The organism is Thermomonas mangrovi, from assembly GCF_028201335.1.
GTDB lineage: Bacteria > Pseudomonadota > Gammaproteobacteria > Xanthomonadales > Xanthomonadaceae > Thermomonas > Thermomonas mangrovi.
This window is the reverse complement of sequence record NZ_JAPEVV010000001.1, coordinates 626174-641903: the sequence shown is the minus strand read 5'-3', so window position 1 is coordinate 641903 and position 15730 is coordinate 626174. Positions and strand designations below refer to the sequence as shown.

At 66.9% G+C, this 15730-nt stretch carries 29 protein-coding genes; 11 read left to right on the top strand and 18 right to left on the bottom strand.

Annotated features, from left to right (window positions below):
• Positions 1-2: 2 nt before the first annotated feature.
• The 17 genes from ON759_RS03140 to ON759_RS03060 form a co-directional block, all read right to left on the bottom strand.
• Positions 3-149: a hypothetical protein gene (locus ON759_RS03140; RefSeq protein WP_271678886.1), complete on the bottom strand. Its 147-nt coding sequence runs from the start codon at positions 147-149 to the stop codon at positions 3-5.
• Positions 146-373 (bottom strand): hypothetical protein, encoded by a 228-nt coding sequence (locus ON759_RS03135; protein WP_271678885.1) that lies wholly within the window; start codon positions 371-373, stop codon positions 146-148. Before ON759_RS03135 ends, ON759_RS03140 begins: the two co-directional genes overlap by 4 nt.
• The gene (locus ON759_RS03130) at positions 370-2103 is read right to left on the bottom strand and encodes a DNA cytosine methyltransferase (protein ID WP_345780540.1); all 1734 of its coding nucleotides are present in this window, start codon (positions 2101-2103) and stop codon (positions 370-372) included. The genes ON759_RS03135 and ON759_RS03130 overlap by 4 nt, the downstream gene beginning before the upstream one ends.
• A gap of 32 nt (positions 2104-2135) precedes the next feature.
• The gene (locus ON759_RS03125; protein ID WP_271678883.1) at positions 2136-2780 is read right to left on the bottom strand and encodes a hypothetical protein; all 645 of its coding nucleotides are present in this window, start codon (positions 2778-2780) and stop codon (positions 2136-2138) included.
• Positions 2777-2920, bottom strand: a complete 144-nt coding sequence (locus ON759_RS03120; protein WP_271678882.1) for a hypothetical protein — start codon at positions 2918-2920, stop codon at positions 2777-2779. Before ON759_RS03120 ends, ON759_RS03125 begins: the two co-directional genes overlap by 4 nt.
• Positions 2920-4560 (bottom strand): lambda-exonuclease family protein, encoded by a 1641-nt coding sequence (locus tag ON759_RS03115; RefSeq protein ID WP_271678881.1) that lies wholly within the window; start codon positions 4558-4560, stop codon positions 2920-2922. Before ON759_RS03115 ends, ON759_RS03120 begins: the two co-directional genes overlap by 1 nt.
• Positions 4557-4847, bottom strand: a complete 291-nt coding sequence (locus tag ON759_RS03110) for a hypothetical protein (RefSeq protein ID WP_271678880.1) — start codon at positions 4845-4847, stop codon at positions 4557-4559. Before ON759_RS03110 ends, ON759_RS03115 begins: the two co-directional genes overlap by 4 nt.
• Before the next feature lie 11 nt (positions 4848-4858).
• Complete coding sequence (bet, locus tag ON759_RS03105; RefSeq protein WP_271678879.1) at positions 4859-5719, bottom strand: phage recombination protein Bet; 861 nt, start codon at positions 5717-5719, stop codon at positions 4859-4861.
• Positions 5720-5844: 125 nt separating this feature from the next.
• Entirely contained in the window at positions 5845-6135 is a 291-nt protein-coding gene (locus ON759_RS03100; protein WP_271678878.1) for a hypothetical protein, read from the bottom strand.
• Positions 6132-6680 carry a hypothetical protein gene (locus ON759_RS03095; protein WP_271678877.1) on the bottom strand — a complete coding sequence of 183 codons (549 nt, stop codon included), beginning with the start codon at positions 6678-6680 and terminating at the stop codon, positions 6132-6134. Before ON759_RS03095 ends, ON759_RS03100 begins: the two co-directional genes overlap by 4 nt.
• Positions 6681-6694: 14 nt before the next feature.
• Positions 6695-6922 carry a hypothetical protein gene (locus ON759_RS03090; RefSeq protein WP_271678876.1) on the bottom strand — a complete coding sequence of 76 codons (228 nt, stop codon included), beginning with the start codon at positions 6920-6922 and terminating at the stop codon, positions 6695-6697.
• 180 nt (positions 6923-7102) lie between these two features.
• Positions 7103-7291, bottom strand: a complete 189-nt coding sequence (locus ON759_RS03085; RefSeq protein ID WP_271678875.1) for a hypothetical protein — start codon at positions 7289-7291, stop codon at positions 7103-7105.
• Positions 7288-7605, bottom strand: coding sequence for a hypothetical protein (locus ON759_RS03080; RefSeq protein ID WP_271678874.1), 318 nt, complete (start codon positions 7603-7605; stop codon positions 7288-7290). Before ON759_RS03080 ends, ON759_RS03085 begins: the two co-directional genes overlap by 4 nt.
• Positions 7602-7976 carry a hypothetical protein gene (locus tag ON759_RS03075; RefSeq protein ID WP_271678873.1) on the bottom strand — a complete coding sequence of 125 codons (375 nt, stop codon included), beginning with the start codon at positions 7974-7976 and terminating at the stop codon, positions 7602-7604. The genes ON759_RS03080 and ON759_RS03075 overlap by 4 nt, the downstream gene beginning before the upstream one ends.
• Before the next feature lie 163 nt (positions 7977-8139).
• Positions 8140-8613, bottom strand: coding sequence for a hypothetical protein (locus ON759_RS03070; protein ID WP_271678872.1), 474 nt, complete (start codon positions 8611-8613; stop codon positions 8140-8142).
• Between the two features lie 12 nt (positions 8614-8625).
• On the bottom strand, positions 8626-8985 hold the full coding sequence (locus ON759_RS03065; protein WP_271678871.1) for a hypothetical protein: 360 nt from the start codon (positions 8983-8985) through the stop codon (positions 8626-8628).
• Between the two features lie 2 nt (positions 8986-8987).
• On the bottom strand, positions 8988-9437 hold the full coding sequence (locus ON759_RS03060) for a hypothetical protein (protein WP_271678870.1): 450 nt from the start codon (positions 9435-9437) through the stop codon (positions 8988-8990).
• A gap of 127 nt (positions 9438-9564) precedes the next feature.
• Here ON759_RS03060 and ON759_RS03055 point away from each other — a divergent pair, with 127 nt between their 5' ends.
• Positions 9565-9723 carry a hypothetical protein gene (locus tag ON759_RS03055; protein WP_271678869.1) on the top strand — a complete coding sequence of 53 codons (159 nt, stop codon included), beginning with the start codon at positions 9565-9567 and terminating at the stop codon, positions 9721-9723.
• A 17-nt stretch (positions 9724-9740) separates the two neighbouring features.
• Here ON759_RS03055 and ON759_RS03050 read toward each other — a convergent pair whose 3' ends face one another.
• On the bottom strand, positions 9741-9941 hold the full coding sequence (locus tag ON759_RS03050) for a hypothetical protein (protein WP_271678868.1): 201 nt from the start codon (positions 9939-9941) through the stop codon (positions 9741-9743).
• A 196-nt stretch (positions 9942-10137) separates the two neighbouring features.
• Between ON759_RS03050 and ON759_RS03045 the strand changes: the two genes are divergently transcribed.
• Genes ON759_RS03045 through ON759_RS13985 form a run of 10 tightly spaced genes read left to right on the top strand, consistent with a single transcriptional unit; the run spans position 10138 to position 15650 of the window.
• Entirely contained in the window at positions 10138-10476 is a 339-nt protein-coding gene (locus ON759_RS03045; RefSeq protein ID WP_271678867.1) for a hypothetical protein, read from the top strand.
• A complete protein-coding gene (locus tag ON759_RS03040) occupies positions 10473-11453 on the top strand; it encodes a hypothetical protein (protein ID WP_271678866.1) in 981 nt (326 codons plus the stop codon). Before ON759_RS03045 ends, ON759_RS03040 begins: the two co-directional genes overlap by 4 nt.
• Complete coding sequence (gene dnaB / locus ON759_RS03035; protein ID WP_271678865.1) at positions 11450-12895, top strand: replicative DNA helicase; 1446 nt, start codon at positions 11450-11452, stop codon at positions 12893-12895. The genes ON759_RS03040 and dnaB overlap by 4 nt, the downstream gene beginning before the upstream one ends.
• A complete protein-coding gene (locus ON759_RS03030) occupies positions 12892-13449 on the top strand; it encodes a hypothetical protein (protein ID WP_271678864.1) in 558 nt (185 codons plus the stop codon). The genes dnaB and ON759_RS03030 overlap by 4 nt, the downstream gene beginning before the upstream one ends.
• Positions 13446-13667: a hypothetical protein gene (locus ON759_RS03025; protein WP_271678863.1), complete on the top strand. Its 222-nt coding sequence runs from the start codon at positions 13446-13448 to the stop codon at positions 13665-13667. The genes ON759_RS03030 and ON759_RS03025 overlap by 4 nt, the downstream gene beginning before the upstream one ends.
• Positions 13664-14035 carry a Ref family recombination enhancement nuclease gene (locus tag ON759_RS03020; protein ID WP_271678862.1) on the top strand — a complete coding sequence of 124 codons (372 nt, stop codon included), beginning with the start codon at positions 13664-13666 and terminating at the stop codon, positions 14033-14035. Before ON759_RS03025 ends, ON759_RS03020 begins: the two co-directional genes overlap by 4 nt.
• Positions 14032-14559: a RuvC family protein gene (locus ON759_RS03015; protein ID WP_271678861.1), complete on the top strand. Its 528-nt coding sequence runs from the start codon at positions 14032-14034 to the stop codon at positions 14557-14559. The genes ON759_RS03020 and ON759_RS03015 overlap by 4 nt, the downstream gene beginning before the upstream one ends.
• Positions 14556-14831, top strand: coding sequence for a hypothetical protein (locus tag ON759_RS03010; protein WP_271678860.1), 276 nt, complete (start codon positions 14556-14558; stop codon positions 14829-14831). The genes ON759_RS03015 and ON759_RS03010 overlap by 4 nt, the downstream gene beginning before the upstream one ends.
• Complete coding sequence (locus ON759_RS03005) at positions 14821-15357, top strand: hypothetical protein (RefSeq protein WP_271678859.1); 537 nt, start codon at positions 14821-14823, stop codon at positions 15355-15357. The genes ON759_RS03010 and ON759_RS03005 overlap by 11 nt, the downstream gene beginning before the upstream one ends.
• A complete protein-coding gene (locus ON759_RS13985) occupies positions 15333-15650 on the top strand; it encodes a helix-turn-helix domain-containing protein (protein WP_425608430.1) in 318 nt (105 codons plus the stop codon). Before ON759_RS03005 ends, ON759_RS13985 begins: the two co-directional genes overlap by 25 nt.
• Positions 15651-15730 lie beyond the last annotated feature (80 nt).

Below are 15730 nucleotides of genomic sequence, written 5' to 3'. Positions count from 1 at the left end.
GACTATGCGGCCTTCGCCGGCTGGTCGGTAGCGGGGTGATCCGAACGCTCGTCGCCGGGATCATTGGCCGCAGCGGTCTGCACGCTCAGATAGTCCGCGACCTCGGCGCAGGCCAGTGCGTCGATCAGGGCCAGCAGACCGGCGTTCACGGCGACACCATGAACACCCGGCGCCACCACCGGCGGCCGTTCGTCTTCGCCCACAGCGCGGCATAGGCCTCGCGCATGCTCTGCAGCTGGGCGTCCATGTGCTCGATCGCCATCCGCTGGTCGGCGATGGTGGTCGCTGCCTTTGCCAGCGCATCGCGCAGCAGATCCTTGCGCGGCTGTTTCATCCGGCGCGGCTCTCTGGGGAATAGCTGCTGGGCGGTCACGCGGCGGCCTTCAGCGGCTCTGCCTCAGCGTCGAGGTTCGCTTCCGCCAGTGCGCGCAGCGGCGGCGGGCTCACGCTGTTGCCCACCATGGCCACGCTGCGGCTCACGCTGATGGCGCGGCCGTCGGCGGTGCGGTCGATGATGTAGTCGGGGGGGAAGCCCTGGGCCGCGTAGAGTTCGTGCGGCTTCAGCATCCGCAGGCCGATGTCGACGATGACATGCGGCACGCCGCGCACGTGGACGGTCACCAGCGCGAGGCGGTCGCGGGTGGTGATGGTGTCCAGCGGCTCGCGCGGGTCGATGGCCTGGCCGGTGCCGTAATACTTGATCAGGAACGCAGCGACGCGCAGGGCGCCGGCTTCGTGCTCGGGCGACAGCGTGGCCAGTTCGCCGGTGACCAGCCGTTGCTGGGCGGCGCTTGTGGTGATTGTCGACAGCGGGTCGGTTGCCGCACGCGCCGGCGCCGGATTCCCGTTAGGACCGCCGCCGTAGGCCTGTTCGAGGAACGCCGTCACCACGCCCAGCGCATGCGGCGCGCCTGCCGGCCTTGCCGCGCCTGCGCCGCTGGTGATCGTCGGCAGCGGATCGGTGATAGCGGCGCCGTCGCTGTTGCCGCGGAACTTGACCAGGCTGGCGGTGGCCAGTGCGTGCTTCACGCCGCCGGCGACCACGGTGCCCAGCGGCTGGCCGATGTCGAGCGAGCGCGGTTCCTGCCCATCGCGCTCGCCGTAGCCGGTCTGCACCAGCGTGGCGGCAGCCAGCGCGAAGTGGCCGCCCTTCACCCCGGCGCATTGGGTGCGCAGCGGTTCGTCTGCGCGCCAGCTGCGGGCATTGCTGCTGTTGGCGTGCTCGGTGATCACCGGGGCGGCGTCGCCCACGATGAACGGCTCCGCGGCATCCAGCACGTAACGCTTCAACCCGCGCGCGATGCGGCGCAGCGTGGCGTCCGCCAGTGGGCGCTTGCGGTCGAAGATGGACGGGCTGGGGATGCGCCAGTCGATGCAGTCGGCGGCCGGCACGTGCGGACACGCAGCGCCCGGGCCGTGGGTTGGCGCGGGCCACTGGATGGGCTGGCCATCGCAGCGGGCGACCAGGAACAGGCGCTCGCGGCTGGTGCCGGCGCCGTAGTCGCAGGCCTTTAGGCGACGCCATTCCACGGCGTAGCCAAGGCGGTGCAGTGCGCCGACGAAGTGGCGCCACGTGCGCCCGGCGTGGCGCTTGTCGGGGATGAGGAACTGCTGGTCGATGGCGACGCGCTCGCCCGGCGCGGCCACGCTGCCGTCCAGCTTGACCACGCGGCTGGTGGCCCTGTCGCGCTTGGCGACCAGCGGGCCCCACTTCAGGATTTCCTTGACGTTCTCCAGGCTGATGATGCGCGGGCGGACGGTGCCGGCCCAGCGCAGCACGACCCACGACAGCGAGCGGGTGGCGCGGCTGCGCGGCTGGCCGCCCTTGGCCTGGCTGAAATGCGTGCAGTCGGGGCTGGCATGCAGCCAGCCGACCGGCTTGCCGCCGCACTCGATGCGCGGGTCCGCTTCCCAGACGTCCTGGCACAGGTGCGTGGTCAGCGGGTGGTTGGCGGCGTGCATGCTGACCGCCCACGGGTTGTGGTTGACCGCGATGTCGACGGGCCGGCCGAGCGCCTGCTCCAGCCCGGTGCTGGCACCGCCGCCGCCGGCGAACAGGTCCACCACGATCTCGCCCGGGCGCAGCTGCGAACGCTGCGGCATCGGGAAATTGAACGAACAATTGCCATCAGCCATTACGCAGCCCTCGCCTGATTCCACACTGCAGGCAGCACCTGCGGGCGCTTACCGGTGCGGGCCATCCATTCCTCGACCGTCTCGACGCGAGGCGCCGGAGGCTTCAGCGGCGCGTCGAGCAACTTGGCCGGCTCTGCCAACGCATGCGAGTGCGCCATGATGCGTTGCGCTTGCGTTCGCTTCGCGGCGGCCGGCGTCACTTTCCTGACCTTCGGCAGTGCCGATTTGGCTTCGAGCGCCCTGCGTGCTGCGGCCTGCACGTTCCTGGCCTCCTCGCGTTCCCTGCGGCGCTGCGCTTCCTCGGCGATGCGCTGTTCGCGCATGGCGGCTCGTTCCGCCCGATATTCCGCAACTGGCCTCGCGCCTCGCCGGCGGCGCTTGCGTTCTTCGCATGCCCGCTTCGTCTGCAGCTTCTCCTCCTGCGTCTTGCGCGGGCCGGTTGTCGCCTCGCGCGCCAGCGAGTAGTGGAAGCTGTGCCCGGATCCGGTTCGGCTCAACATGCCGGCGCGCAGCATGTTGCCGATGGTGTGGCAGACCGGCAGGGCATCGAGCCCCAGCGCCTCGGCAATCTCGCCGGGCGCATAGCCGCGGTCTTTCCCGCGCAGGAAGTCTCGGATTCGCTGCCCTCTGCTGATCGGCTTCACTTCCCCGCCTCCCGCTTCGCCTCGTCCTGCATCTCGCGCAGGCAGGGCAGCACGCTCAGTCCTACCAGCGGATCGTCCTTCGCCTTCTCGGCCTGGCTCACAGCCCATTGCATGGCGGCCAGCTTGTCGTTCGGATGCATCACATCGCCTCCAGCAGCTCGCGCGATGCCTGGTCGAGATCCATGTCCGCCAGCCACTCGATCACCTTCGAGTCATGGACACGGAAGTGCAGGGCGAGCACGTCGATGATTTCCCGATCCATCGGCCTCGAAGCCGTGGGCGCCTTGTGCGTCCGTGCCGGTGCCGCGGATACAGGCGTATTCGCAGCAGGCTGCGCAACGACAGGGGCGGGTGCCGGTGCCGGTGCTGGCGCAGGCGGTGGGGCTTCCGCGCGCTCGCTTTCGCGCCGCTCGCGCTCGAGTCGGTCGGCTTCTTCCATCCGGATCCGCTCGCGTTCGGCTTCCAGCCGTTCGGCCTCGCGCCGCTGGTGTTCGGCGATGCGACCCTTCACCACGCCGTCGACAACGTCGGGCGTCAGCCTGGCGCACAGCTGCACCGCGTCGGCGAACAGGTGCCGATGCTCGGCATGCTGGTCGAGCACGGAAATGCAGGCCCGGATGCGCTCGGCGCTCTGACTGGCCTCGATCTTCTCGGCAGCGACCGCGGCATCCACCGCGTCGCGCATGGCCTTGATCGAGCGCATGCCCTTGATGGCGGCGCCGATGGTCAGCTGCAGGGTCTGCGGCGGCTGGAATGCGTGCGCGCCCAGCGTGGCATTGATCGCGTCGTAATGCGCCCGGACCGCCGCACAGCCCGCGGCCACGATCTCGGCCTTGATCGATTCCTTGCGGGCCTTCACCAGCTTGTCCAGCGCGAGCCGCGCCTGTCGGATGGATTCGCTCACGCTATCGGCGGTTCGCATGACCGCCTCGACGTCGGCCATCTGCGCGAGGGCGGCGTCCTTGGCGGCCTTGATCCGCGACTCGGCCTCGGCGCAGGCCTTGACCGCGGTGTCGGCATCGGCGAAGTCCTGGTCGGTCTGCAGGCTGTCCGGCTTCGGCAGGCGGGCGAGGAACGCCTCGGCACCGGCGCGGAACGAGTCCAGGTTCGACGCCAGCACCCGACCCTCGACTCGCAGGGTCAGCAGCCCGAACCCTTCCACGTGGGCACCGGTGGCCGGCGGCAACACTTCCGGCTCGGGCTGGTATGCGGCCACGTCATCGTCGAACTGCGCCCAGCCAGCCCTCAGCCGGTGGATGGCGTCGAACAACTCGTCGCGGTGCACGTGCAGGATGGCCGTGCCTTCCTCGGTGCCATCGCCGCACAGGTATAGGCACATGTCTGCTGAGGTGCAGACGGCGAATTGCTGCACCACCTGCCATTGATCGGCCTCAGGAAGGATGCCAGCGCGCACCTGCGCCATCTTCTCGGCGTTCGGTTGCTTCGCCTCGATGAAGGTGTCCTCGGACATCGTGACGCCGTCGAAGCTGGCGCCGAGATAGCCGTCGTCGCTGACCGCCGTCACCGGATACAGGTCTTCGCCGATGATCTTCTCAGCCAGCGCACGCAGCGCCGGCTCGACCTGGTGACCCTTGTCGAACACTCGCTGCGTCGCCGCGTCGATCTCGCGCTCGATGCCGGTGGCCTTGCGGCGGATCAGTTCGGCGCGGGTGACGTAGGGCGAGGCGCCCATCATCGCCGGCGCTTCGCTGGCGTTGCGGACGGTGCGGCGGTGGGCCAGCCATTCGGGGCTGCCCTGCTGGAGGTTGAGGATCTTCATTCTGCGGACTCCTTCTTTGCCTCGGCACCGGCCACGAGCGAAGCGAACTGCGTCATCACGGGGACGGCCTTGACGAAAGCGTCATAGCCTTCTTTCATCTGTAGCGAGGCAGCGAGGATGGCTGACCTGAAATCGAAGCCCTCATCGATGGGAAAGTCGGTGCCGGCCTTCAGCTTTTCGAGTTCGTCACCATCGCGATAGCCGGCCTTGTCCATGACCTTGCGAAGCTCGCTGACACTGATTTCGCAGATGTAGGTCTTCCCCTTCGGATAGGGGCCTTCAGACACTCCAAGGATCCTCACGGCTGCGCCTCCTGGCCGGCGGCGCCAGCCTCGTCCGCATCATCCCGCGGCGGGTTGCGGATCTCGTCCAGCTGCTCGGCCGTGAACGTCGCCTTCGACTGCAGCATCGCGATCAGTTCGTCGGCGGACTTCTTGCCGGAGGCGATCAAGTCCCACCACTTCGGCAGGTTTCGCGCGAACTCGTCGGCCCGGTAAGCGGGCAGCTCGGGACGCGCGGCCGACTGCGCCACGACGGTGGCCTCGCCGTCGATGATCGCCTTGCCCTCCATTTCCTCGGCCGTCGGCTGCGATCCGATCTCGGGGAATGCCATGCGCAGCGCCTGGGCCTGCGCGCACTTCGCGATCTGGCCGCGCACGCGCTTCATCCACATGGCGTTCGGCGACTGGTCCTTGTCCTTGCCGCCCTTGATGGCGTAGTTCTCGACCCAGTATTCCTTCGCCGTGAACTCGGCGATGTGCCCGTTCGGCAGCTGGCGGTACACGGTGACCTTGCACCACTCGGGGAAGGTGACCTGCACCGCGCCCACCTGTTCGGTGACCATCGGGCCGAACTCGGGCTCGCTCATGCCGGCGAACTGGCCGCTGCGCGACGCCTGCACGCGGTACAGGCCAATGCCCGGCATCACCACGTCGCGCATGCTGCGGCTGTTGCTGTCCCACATCGGCACGATGTGCACAGGCTTCTGCATCGGGTCGAGACCGGCGGCGGCGCAGTAGTCCAGCACCAGGCTGATGCTGGCGTCAGACGCGCCCGGGTAGATGCTCGACTTCAGCGCCGACCACACTGCCGCCTGATGCTCGGCCGTGGACAACGCATTGCCGGTGCGCGGGATGGTGGCGACATTGGATCCGGACATGACGTTTCCTCGAATTGCGGACGCACCTCGGTCAAAGAGGGGCGCGGGTTGGTGTGATTGCCGGCTTTGGTGAACCCGGCCGGCGCGGGCGGTAGCGGGCGAGGGGAGGCGCCCGCGGGGGTAGGTCAGACCGGCTTCAACTTGGACGCGACCGGCCAGTAGATCGTCGGCTTCGCGCGCCCGGACTTGCCGTTCGCGACCTCGACGAGGTAACTCGTTTCAGCGCGATCCCAGCCGCCACCGAAGGCCGACCGATGCGTCCCAGCGCGCACGCGCTTCTTGATCTCAGATGCAGCGGTCTCGCCGCTCTTGTGGCCGCCATCGATCACGGCGATGACCTTGCCGGTCTTGATGCGCGTATGGCCGCCAGCCTGACTGGTCCAGGTAACCAAATCGCCCGCCTTGAACGTGCTCATGCCGCAGCCCCCTGCGCGCCGTCCGCATCGTTCGCGGCATCGCCGGTCACGTCCTCGCCGGCTTCCGGCCGCGACGGCGGCGTCAGCGACAGCACCACGTCCTCGCGCACGTACAGGCGCGTCAGCTCGGCGGCTTCTTCCTCGTCGATCACCGCCGACAGAGTGAACACCAGCTCGGCGCTGCCGCCCTCGATGGACTTCGCCGTGATCTTCTTCAGCTCGGCATCGGCCAGCACCAGCGGCTCGGTCTCGCCGTCGCCGATCTCGAACTCGTACCCCGGGAACTTCTGCGCCAGGCGCACCGGTTCCATCAGGGGGAACTTGACCGCGGTCAGCAGCGCCGGGTCGATCAGGTCGGGCTGTTCGCCGCTGCCCGGCTGGCGGAACAGCGCCTCGTGCAATCCGCGCTCGATGTCGTTCAGGGTCAGACCGGCCACGTTGGCGGTCAGCTTCAGGTCGGCGGCGAGCTCGCGTTCGTCGCCGTGGCGCTCGATCCGCAGGTTGACGTTCGACAGGGACGCATTGTGCTGGTGCAGGGAAAGCATGCTGGGCTCCGGGATTAGGGAAGGGCGGACGACACCACCATCACGATGCCGATCAGGCCCATGACGGCGAACAGGAAGGCGCGGAGCATCCGGCGGGTATGCCTGGACTCACGCATGCGCTGGGACGGCTTCAGCTCGCGCGATCGCGTCGGGTCGCAACGGTCGAATGAGTCGATCAGGAACGGCACGATGGCCGGGGCCGGCTTGCGGCGGAGGATGTCGCGGAACAGGGCGGCGTTCATGGCTGCGGCATCCGCAGGCAGTAGACGAACACCAGCCAGAAGGCGGTCATCACGGCATAGCCGGCGACGCTGCGGAGGCGGTTCACGAGAACACCCCCATGCGAGACAGCGTCAGCGCAGCCAGCGCGATGCCAAGGGCCAGCCACAGGGCCGGGTGCGCGTTGAGCGGGCGGTAGGCGCTCATGCGGCCTCCGGCGGGGTGTGGTCGCCACCGCGGCGCTGCGAACGCGCACGCTCCCGGGCCTCGCGCTCGCGCTTCATGCGCGCAGCCTCCAGGCTGGTCACGTTCGCGGTGTCGGCGCCGGCCAGACCCATGCGTTCCATGTCGGATTGCAGGCGGCTGAAGATCGGGCAGATGACGGCGTTCATGCGGAACCCTCCGCGAACGCGCTGATCGCCGCGTTCGCATCTGACCTACTGCGTCCGCGGCTGATCCACCAGGACTTCCATTCCGCGGGCGTCCTCTTGAGCTCGAACACCCACCATCCGAGCGACGTTTCTGCATCGTTGAGCGTGTCGTTCACGGCCTTGAACGCTTCGCTCCACTTCGTGTCCTCGAACTTCTTCCTGTCGCCATCGAGCTCAGGAAGCTGGAGCGGGAAGTCAGACGGTGCGCGGAAGCAATTCAGGTCGGCAGACCAGCGCATGCGGGTCTGCAGGGGTGCGGCGGAGATGGCACTCATGCCGCCACCCCCATCGCCGCCGCGATCTCGCTCTGGTTGCCGGCCAGCAGGCCGTTCGTGAACCGCACCATGTCGAATCCGCGCGCCGGCATGCGGGCCGCAGCGATCCGCCGCTCGGCAGCCGCCAGCGACTTCAGCGGACGCGGATCACGCGGGGCAGGGAAGCGCCAGGCGTTCGCCAGCAGCAGGATGCCGCCATCCGACAGGTATCCCAGCGCATCGCGCCAGTCGAGGTTCACCGGCGCGTAGACCGGCCACCGGCCGCTGCGGCTCAGGCTGCTCTGGCGATCCCACCGGGCGTTCGGGCCGATGCTGCGGCGGTACGCACCCCATGCGCGGCGGTAGGCGGTGCGGGCGTTCTGCTGTTCCATCCGTCTTCCCCTTCGGGGCCCCGGAGTGGGGCGACGGATAGAAGTATCCCGAACGGGATTGAAGTATGCAATACGGAACGGGATAGAAAAATCCAGTTCCCGACGAACGGTCAGGCACTGGACACGAAAAAGCCCGCCGAAGCGGGCTTGCGCATTCGCGCCATCAGCGCGGCATCTCGTCCAGAGCGATCAACCTGAGAGAGTCATTTCCGACAGGCTCAACAACGCACCTGAACGTGGATAGTCGCATAGCGCCGAAGCCGTTCTTGGCCCGAACGCGGGCCAATACGGTCACTCTGCCGTCATCCGCCGTCGTCGTCGGCCATTCGCTTGTCAGGCCAAACTCGGCACTGCCTGGGTCATGGAGCATTCGCTTCAGTGCAATGAGGCAGCCGCCGCGTGCAGACGGCAGGAAGTCACTCCGGCGCTTCAGCTCGGCCTCTTTCGCTGCCGCTACAGCTGCTTTCATGGCCTCCACACGGCGCGCTTCCTTCTGCGTCGGCGTAAGAGTGGCCTCGCGCCGAGCATTTGCATCCGCGATGATTCGCTCGTTTTCGGCGAACTTCTCCTCTGCGGACTGCCCGCATGCGGTAAGCATCGCCAGTATGAGGATTTGAAGTGTGTTTCGAATTCGCATGCCGATGTCACCTTAAGCGATCCAGTTGCAGACCATCCCGCGTACAAGTCCGCGCTCAACAAATGGAACCCCTTCAAGCACGCACTCAACTCCAGACTCGACCGTGGCCAGCAGGGCAGTCAGTTGTTCATCAGCAAGGCATTCCATGATGCCGTTGACAGGCATCGTCTCTTGCCGAATAAGCCACCAGAGCCCGTGCATCGCAGCCATGTCCCTGATTCGGGCATAGATCGCATCGCGCTGCAACGCGCTCATGCCTTCTGAAGCTTCATCCCCTACCACCACCAGCCTGCGCTTGCGACTGGTCTTGATCCCCATGGACGCCGCAATCTGCTCTGCTAGCGCCAGCGCCTCGCTTTGACTTACTGCCATGTCTACCTCCGCTGCCGAATAGCTGCGGTCACCTCCCGTAGGCCATCCGCGACGCCAATTTCTTCGCCTGGCTTACGGCTTCCGACCCACTGGATCGCTTCCGACAGAACCTGCACGAATGTTTCGTCGTCCATCGGGTCGATGGAGGCATCACGCGCAAGCTGCGCGATCCTGACCGCGGTCGAAAGCATGTCCGGGGCTAGTGTCACCGGTTGAGACTGCCCGGTGCCTGCGTGAGCAGATAGATCCACGCCAGTGAGACGGTCGACCGTCTCACTGAAGTACTTCGCGAGCTTCCTCACCTTTTCGGCGTTGGCCTTCTGAATGCCGCTGGCCTTGTCCGGGTTCATGTACCGCTGCAGCCAAGACTGGCCGACGCCGGATTCCTCGCCGACCTGCTTCACTGATCGCCGGCCACGGAGGTGGTCAATGTTCGCGCGCGTGTAATCCATGCCCGGATCGTGCCGGGTACCGTTCGTCGGAGCGAATCCCGAAACGGATTGCATGTAAATCCCGAACGGGATAGCCTCCACGGCCATGACTCCTTCAGAAGCCATTGTTGCCCTCATCGCTAAGGGCATGTCCGAGACCGCCATTGGCCAGGCCGTCGGTGCTCGCCAGTCCACGATCAACCGGATCAAGCGCGGGGACATGGTCCCGAATTGGGAGACCGGCAAGGCGCTGGTCGACCTCGCGACCCAGCCCGCAGCCAACGACGACACCGTCGAGGCGGCCTGAGATGGACGGCTTCTGGGCTAGGTATTTCGCTGCGACTGCTTCGCAAGAACGCGTGTTAACAGAGCGGCGTATGCGGAAAGCTGCTGCCCGACGTGCGGTGGCGCAGCTTCTGACGCGCCTCGGAGTTCCCCAATGAAATCGCCCAAGTCGAGCACTTCGGCGCGATGCAATGCGGTGGCCAGCGCAGTGATTGCCGCCATCGAAAACTGGTCTGCCATGTCGGTTCTCCGGGTAGGTGAGGGTGGTCAGCTCCCCCAAGCCTACTCGGAGGCCGGCTCCATTTCGCACTGAATCCACGGCTCGCTGCCTTCTGGGTGGCGGCCTTCTTTATGGCCCTCGCTCGAAAGGAAACGCGAGGAAACATCGGGAAACGTTAGGGGACACTTTTTCATGCGGCAGCGATCATTCCCGTGGATGCAAAGCCTGCAGGCGCCTGTGAACGCGCCGCAGCATGTCGTCGCGCAGTGCGCCAGCTATGCCCAGGCGGCCCGCGTGGCACTGGCCATGAAACCGGGCGGCCCGTGGACGGACGCATGGCTGGCGGAGCGCCTGAACGTCAGCAAGGGCTACCTGTCGCGCGTCCTGAGCGGCCAGCAGCCGTTCCCGCGGTGGATGCTGCAGCCGGTCAGCTTCGCCACCGGCACGCGCCTGTTGCAGCAGTACGACGACCTGCAGCGTGCCCTGCGCATCACTGACGCACCGACCGAGCGCGACATCGTGCATCGGCTCGCTGCAATGGCGAGGGCAGCATGAGCACCGATGCCCGTCTCAGCACCGGCCTGCCGGCGCACCCCAAGACGAAGAAGCTGATCCGCAGGGTAGGTGAGGGCGGGGCGTGGGCACTCGTCTGCCTGATCCTGTGGGCGCGTGCAAATCGCCCAGATGGTGACTTCGAGGGCATGACCTCTGAGGACATCGAGCTCGCCGTCGACTGGCGTGGCGAGGCCGATGCGCTGGTCTCCGCGCTGGTCTCCGTCGGGTTTCTTGACGGCGAGGAAGGCGCCTATCGGCTGCACGACTGGACCGATCACCAGCCCTGGTCGAACGGATCAGAACTGCGCTCCCTGAAGGCGAAATGGAACGCCGTGAAGCGGCATCACGGCCCGGCTGAGGCAGACCGGCAGGTTCCGGAATATGCGGCGATTCGTGCTACTAGCATCGAAAACGGTGCTACTAGCATGAAATCCGATGCTAGTAGCAGTGCTACAGCAATGCTCAGCAGCAATGCTGATAGCACGAAAATCGATGCTCCGTCTCCGTCTCCGTCTCCGTCTCCGTCTCCAAAAGCAAAAGCGGAAGAACTCTTGTCCCCGCCAAAGGCCGGGGACTCGCCATCACCCCCTGCTGACCTGCCTTCCCGCAAGGCCGCCAGGATGGGGCAGATCGCGGCTGAGGCTCAGGAGGCCTACAACCGGATCCTCGCCAAGCCGAACGGCCTGCTGACCGCCTGCACGGTCCTGAACAAGCCGCGGCTGAAGGCGGTCGAGAAGTGCATCCCCACGGCGAAGCTGCTGTGCAAGGCGATGTACGGCAGCGAGCGCGTCGTCCCGCAGTTCTGGGAGGACTACTTCACCGAGGCCGCCGGAGACGACTTCCACGCCGGCCGCGGGCCGTACCGCCCGCCGCACGAGAACTGGCGCCCCGACTTCGAGTTCCTGCTGCGCGAGGACGTGATGGCGAAGCTGTTCGACCGCGCGCAGTCTGCTGACGCCGGCGGGGTGGCAGCGTGAACGCGCCGCTTCGTGTCGCTCCGCAGTCGATCGAGGCCGAGCAGGCGGTGCTGGGCGGGCTGATGCTGGCGGCTTGTGGCGGCCTGCACCCGCAGGCGCGGGCATGGTCGGACGTCGCCGACATCGTGGTCGAGGGCGACTTCTACCGCCGGGATCACCAGCTGATCTTCCGCGCGATCAAGGAACGCCAGGCGCAGCAGAAGCCGTGCGACCCGATCGTGCTGGGCGAATGGTTCGAGGCGAACGGGATGGCCGAGCAGATCGCCGGCGCGGCGTACCTCGGTGACCTGTGCAACAACACCGCCAGCGCGGCGAACATCCGGGCCTACGCCGAGATCGTGGCCGATAAGGCGCGACTGCGGAAGCTGATCGACATCGGCACCGTCCTGGTGAACGACGGCTTCGACCCGAAGGGCCGAGACACCATCGAGCTGATCGGCCAGGCGCAATCGCGGGTCGCGGGTCTGCTGGATTCAGAGCCGTGCGAGCTGGAGCCCGTGGCGCCGATCATGGATCGGGTGTTTGAACACCTGTCCGAACGCAGTCGATTCGACGGCGGCATCGATGGGCTGACCACGGGCCTCGACGACTTCGACCAGCTGACCAACGGTCTGCACGGCGGCCAGCTGATCGTGGTCGCGGCGCGGCCGAAGATGGGCAAGACCACGCTCGCTCAGAATATCGCCGAGCATGTGGCGATCCAGAAGCAGAAGGCCGTCGCCGTCTTCAGTTTCGAGATGCGGCCCGAGGAATTGGGCGACCGCATGCTGGCGAGTCAGGGCGACATTGACGCGGATCGCATCCGTCGCGGCAACCTGGACGACCACGATTGGGCGAACGCCAGCGCGGCGATCAAGCGCATGCGGACGGCGCGGATATTTGTCAGTCGGCCGAAGCGGGCGCGGGTGGAGCATGTGTGCGCGCAGGCGCGTCGCCAGAATGCGAAGGCGCGGCTCGGCCTGGTGGTGATCGACTACCTGCAGCTGATGGAGACCGGAAGCGACAACCGCGCGCAGGGGATCGGCGACATCACGAGGGCGCTGAAGCTGCTGGCGGTCGAGCTGGACGTGCCCGTGGTGCTGCTGTCGCAGCTGAACCGCGATCTCGAGAAGCGCGACAACAAGCGCCCACTGCCGTCCGACCTGCGCGACTCGGGGTCGATCGAGCAGGACGCCGACGTGGTGGTGTTCGTCTACCGCGACGAGGTCTACAACCGCGACAGCCGCTATGCCGGCACCGCCGAGTTGATCGTCGCGCTGCAACGCAATGGCCCGCCGGGAGACTGCCGGGTGCTGTACCGCGGCGACCGCTTCCGCTTCGAGAACCTGCCGGTCGGATGGGAACCGCGCGATCCGCCTCATAAGACCGAAGGCCCGGGCAAGTCGCGCGGCATGCGGAAGAAGGCTGGCGGGCAGGACGCCGCCGCGGGTGGTGACGCATGACCGCGCAGACGAAGGCTCAGAAGGCCCGCGCGAAGCTGCGCAGCCGCGACATCCGCATGACCGTGATGCGGGTGGTGATGCCGGATACCGGCGAGATGATCGGCGCGCTGGTGCCGGATCACCCCATCGACCGTCGCTCGATGAAGGAACGCCGGCTGCACGTCGGCAAGTCCGTGCGGGCGACGCTGCGGGAGGATCGGAACCCGGGCTTCTGGCGTAAGGCGCACGTGCTGGGCGGATGGCTGGCCGACAACGTCGAGGAGTTCGCGGGCCTGGACATGCACACCGCGCTGAAGCGGCTGCAGGAACGCAGCGGCATCGGTTGCGAGTCCGTCGAATACGACCTGCCAGGCATCGGCAAGCTGACCCGCACCGAGGCGCAGTCCCTGAACTTCAGCGACATGGACGAGGGCGAGTTCGCCGCGCTGTGGGATGGCGGGAATGGTGAAGGCGGATGGATCGGATGGCTGCGCGCCAATGTGTTCGGCGGGCTATCCGAGGAAGCGCGGCTGGACGTCGAGGCGATCGTCCAGAAGCCGGAGCAGGGCGCATGAGCGCGCTCGACGATCAGGTCGGCGGCGACCACTACCGGACGTGCGCTATCCAGCCAGTGCAGTTCATCGAGGCAAACCGCCTGCAATTCCTGGAGGGCTGCGTGGTGAAGCGCGTCGCCCGCCACGATAAGCCAACCGGCAAGGGGCGGCAGGACATCGAGAAGGCCATCCACGAGCTGCGGTTGCTGCTGGAGCTGCGATACGGGGTGCAGGCATGAAGCGCGGCCGTTCCACGGGGAACCAGACCGTCGAGGAGGCGGCGTGGATCCGCGACGTCAAGAAGATCGGCTGCCTGTGCTGCATGGCGAAGGGGTATCGCTGGGACGAGGACGGTCCGCTGGCGGAAGCGCACCACCTGCTGTCCGGCGGCATCCGCCGCGGCCACCTGTTCACCGTGGGCCTGTGCGCCTGGCACCACCGCGGCGTGAAGGCTGTCGACGGATGGAGCATCCCGATGCACCGCCGGAAGCTGGGGCCGTCGCTGATGGATGGAAGCGTGACGTTCCGCGCGGCGTTCGGCGACGACGAATCGCTGCTGGGGTGGCAGCGCGAACTGGTGAAGGCACATCGGAGGGCTGCGGCATGAGCGCGCTGCGCGTGACATTCGGCGTCGATCCCGGCCTGTCCGGGGCCATCGCGACGCTGCTGGACGGCGATCCCGGCCCGATGCTGGACATGCCGATCTTCCACAACGGCACGGCGAACGAGGTCGATGCAGTGGCGCTTGCGCGGTTCGTGCGAGAGGTTCGCGGCGCCCACCCTGGCGCCCACGTGTCGGCCTGCATCGAGCGGGTACGGGCGATGCCGAGCACCGGTCCGAACCGCCGCACGATGGGCGCACAGTCGTCGTTCAACTTCGGCGACGGATTCGGCGCGGTGAAGACTGTGTTCCGGGTGCTGGGCCTGCAGCCTGTGCTGGTCGAGGCGCAGACGTGGAAGCGCCGCATGGGCCTGACCGGTGGCGAGAAGGACGACGCACGCCAGCTGGCCATCGCGCGGTTCCCGTGCGTGGCCGAACAGCTGAAGCGGAAGAAGGACATCGGCCGCGCCGACGCGCTGCTGATCGCCCTGCACCACGACAGCGAAACGATGGGGCGGGTGGCCGCGTGACGCTGAACCCGGACAACCTGAGCCGGCCCGAGGCATCGGTCGACGCGCTGCTGAAGGCGCGATACCGCGCCGCGCTGCTGAAGGCGCGATACCGCGCCGCGCTGCGCAAGCGCGGCCTGTGCGCGTTCTGCACATGTCGGGAGGTCACGCTCGGGATCTCGCACTGCCGGCAGCAGCCAGACCGCCAGCGAGGCATGTGCAGCAGCGACGGGAAGCTGCCCGCGTTCCGCCTGGACGATTCGACACTGGAGGAGTTCCGCGATGCAACGTGAAGACGTGAAGGAGGCACTGCGTGCATGGGGCCACGCCACGGCCAACCGGTTCGCGCTTACCCGCGCGGATCGGACGCGGCACGTGCTGTCGAACCTGCGCGACCTTCCTGCGTCGAAGCACAAGCCCGCCGAGGAACGCGATCTTGTCCGACGTGATGGTCGGAGCCGTCGCATGTACATGGCTGGCAAGCTGAAGCTGGGCATGCGCGAGGTCCCGCTGTGGGCGTGCGATCCCATCCGCGCGGCGAACGATGCTGATCGGCCACATGACAACCCGGAGGCCGCGGTCGACCAGGGCATCCCCGACGACCTTCGGTGGATCGACGACGCCGTGCGCCGGATCGAACGCCAGAGCCCGCTGCGCGGCCTTGTCGTCCGCACCGAGTTCACCATCAGCGCAAGCCAAAAGCGCAAGGCCGACATGGTCGAGGAGACCTACGGCGGGAAGTTCACGAAGGACATGTACCGGCGCGAGCTGGACAAGGCGATCGAGCTGATCGCATGGGAAAGCTCGCGCGCGGCTTGACCGCGAAGCGGGCTCGGCTTGAACGAATCGTTAGACCTCATTCAATGAAGCCAATAGAGACATTGCCACCGATGGGCCAGCACATCCGGAAATATCGGAAGGCGAACCGATGGTCGTTGAGCTTGTTTGCCGCGACCTTCGGCTTGTCTAAGTCGTACCTGTGGGAGTTGGAGAACGGCTCACTCACGAACCCGACACTGGAGGTGATGGTGAAGGTGGCGAAGGCGACAGACACCACGCTTGCGCGGGTTGCAACTCTTGCGGCGGCGGGATTGGTTGGGAGTGAGGTCTAACGACCAAGTTCAGCCGTGACGCGAAGCGGCATCGGCTGCAACGCGTTGTTAGGCGGCAACCACAAACAAGAGAGGAAGCT

What these genes read in the sequence shown, in the direction of transcription:
- ON759_RS03130 (WP_345780540.1), bottom strand. Translation starts at nt 2,103, where the DNA reads ATGCCGCAGCGTTCGCAGCTGCGCCCGGGCGAGATCGTGGTGGACCTG.
- ON759_RS03120 (WP_271678882.1), bottom strand. Translation starts at nt 2,920, where the DNA reads ATGCATCCGAACGACAAGCTGGCCGCCATGCAATGGGCTGTGAGCCAG.
- ON759_RS03115 (WP_271678881.1), bottom strand. Translation starts at nt 4,560, where the DNA reads ATGAAGATCCTCAACCTCCAGCAGGGCAGCCCCGAATGGCTGGCCCAC.
- bet (WP_271678879.1), bottom strand. Translation starts at nt 5,719, where the DNA reads ATGTCCGGATCCAATGTCGCCACCATCCCGCGCACCGGCAATGCGTTG.
- ON759_RS03100 (WP_271678878.1), bottom strand. Translation starts at nt 6,135, where the DNA reads ATGAGCACGTTCAAGGCGGGCGATTTGGTTACCTGGACCAGTCAGGCT.
- ON759_RS03095 (WP_271678877.1), bottom strand. Translation starts at nt 6,680, where the DNA reads ATGCTTTCCCTGCACCAGCACAATGCGTCCCTGTCGAACGTCAACCTG.
- ON759_RS03090 (WP_271678876.1), bottom strand. Translation starts at nt 6,922, where the DNA reads ATGAACGCCGCCCTGTTCCGCGACATCCTCCGCCGCAAGCCGGCCCCG.
- ON759_RS03085 (WP_271678875.1), bottom strand. Translation starts at nt 7,291, where the DNA reads ATGAACGCCGTCATCTGCCCGATCTTCAGCCGCCTGCAATCCGACATG.
- ON759_RS03080 (WP_271678874.1), bottom strand. Translation starts at nt 7,605, where the DNA reads ATGAGTGCCATCTCCGCCGCACCCCTGCAGACCCGCATGCGCTGGTCT.
- ON759_RS03075 (WP_271678873.1), bottom strand. Translation starts at nt 7,976, where the DNA reads ATGGAACAGCAGAACGCCCGCACCGCCTACCGCCGCGCATGGGGTGCG.
- ON759_RS03070 (WP_271678872.1), bottom strand. Translation starts at nt 8,613, where the DNA reads ATGCGAATTCGAAACACACTTCAAATCCTCATACTGGCGATGCTTACC.
- ON759_RS03065 (WP_271678871.1), bottom strand. Translation starts at nt 8,985, where the DNA reads ATGGCAGTAAGTCAAAGCGAGGCGCTGGCGCTAGCAGAGCAGATTGCG.
- ON759_RS03060 (WP_271678870.1), bottom strand. Translation starts at nt 9,437, where the DNA reads ATGGATTACACGCGCGCGAACATTGACCACCTCCGTGGCCGGCGATCA.
- ON759_RS03055 (WP_271678869.1), top strand. Translation starts at nt 9,565, where the DNA reads ATGTCCGAGACCGCCATTGGCCAGGCCGTCGGTGCTCGCCAGTCCACG.
- ON759_RS03050 (WP_271678868.1), bottom strand. Translation starts at nt 9,941, where the DNA reads ATGGCAGACCAGTTTTCGATGGCGGCAATCACTGCGCTGGCCACCGCA.
- ON759_RS03045 (WP_271678867.1), top strand. Translation starts at nt 10,138, where the DNA reads ATGCAAAGCCTGCAGGCGCCTGTGAACGCGCCGCAGCATGTCGTCGCG.
- ON759_RS03040 (WP_271678866.1), top strand. Translation starts at nt 10,473, where the DNA reads ATGAGCACCGATGCCCGTCTCAGCACCGGCCTGCCGGCGCACCCCAAG.
- ON759_RS03030 (WP_271678864.1), top strand. Translation starts at nt 12,892, where the DNA reads ATGACCGCGCAGACGAAGGCTCAGAAGGCCCGCGCGAAGCTGCGCAGC.
- ON759_RS03025 (WP_271678863.1), top strand. Translation starts at nt 13,446, where the DNA reads ATGAGCGCGCTCGACGATCAGGTCGGCGGCGACCACTACCGGACGTGC.
- ON759_RS03020 (WP_271678862.1), top strand. Translation starts at nt 13,664, where the DNA reads ATGAAGCGCGGCCGTTCCACGGGGAACCAGACCGTCGAGGAGGCGGCG.
- ON759_RS03015 (WP_271678861.1), top strand. Translation starts at nt 14,032, where the DNA reads ATGAGCGCGCTGCGCGTGACATTCGGCGTCGATCCCGGCCTGTCCGGG.
- ON759_RS03005 (WP_271678859.1), top strand. Translation starts at nt 14,821, where the DNA reads ATGCAACGTGAAGACGTGAAGGAGGCACTGCGTGCATGGGGCCACGCC.
- ON759_RS13985 (WP_425608430.1), top strand. Translation starts at nt 15,333, where the DNA reads ATGGGAAAGCTCGCGCGCGGCTTGACCGCGAAGCGGGCTCGGCTTGAA.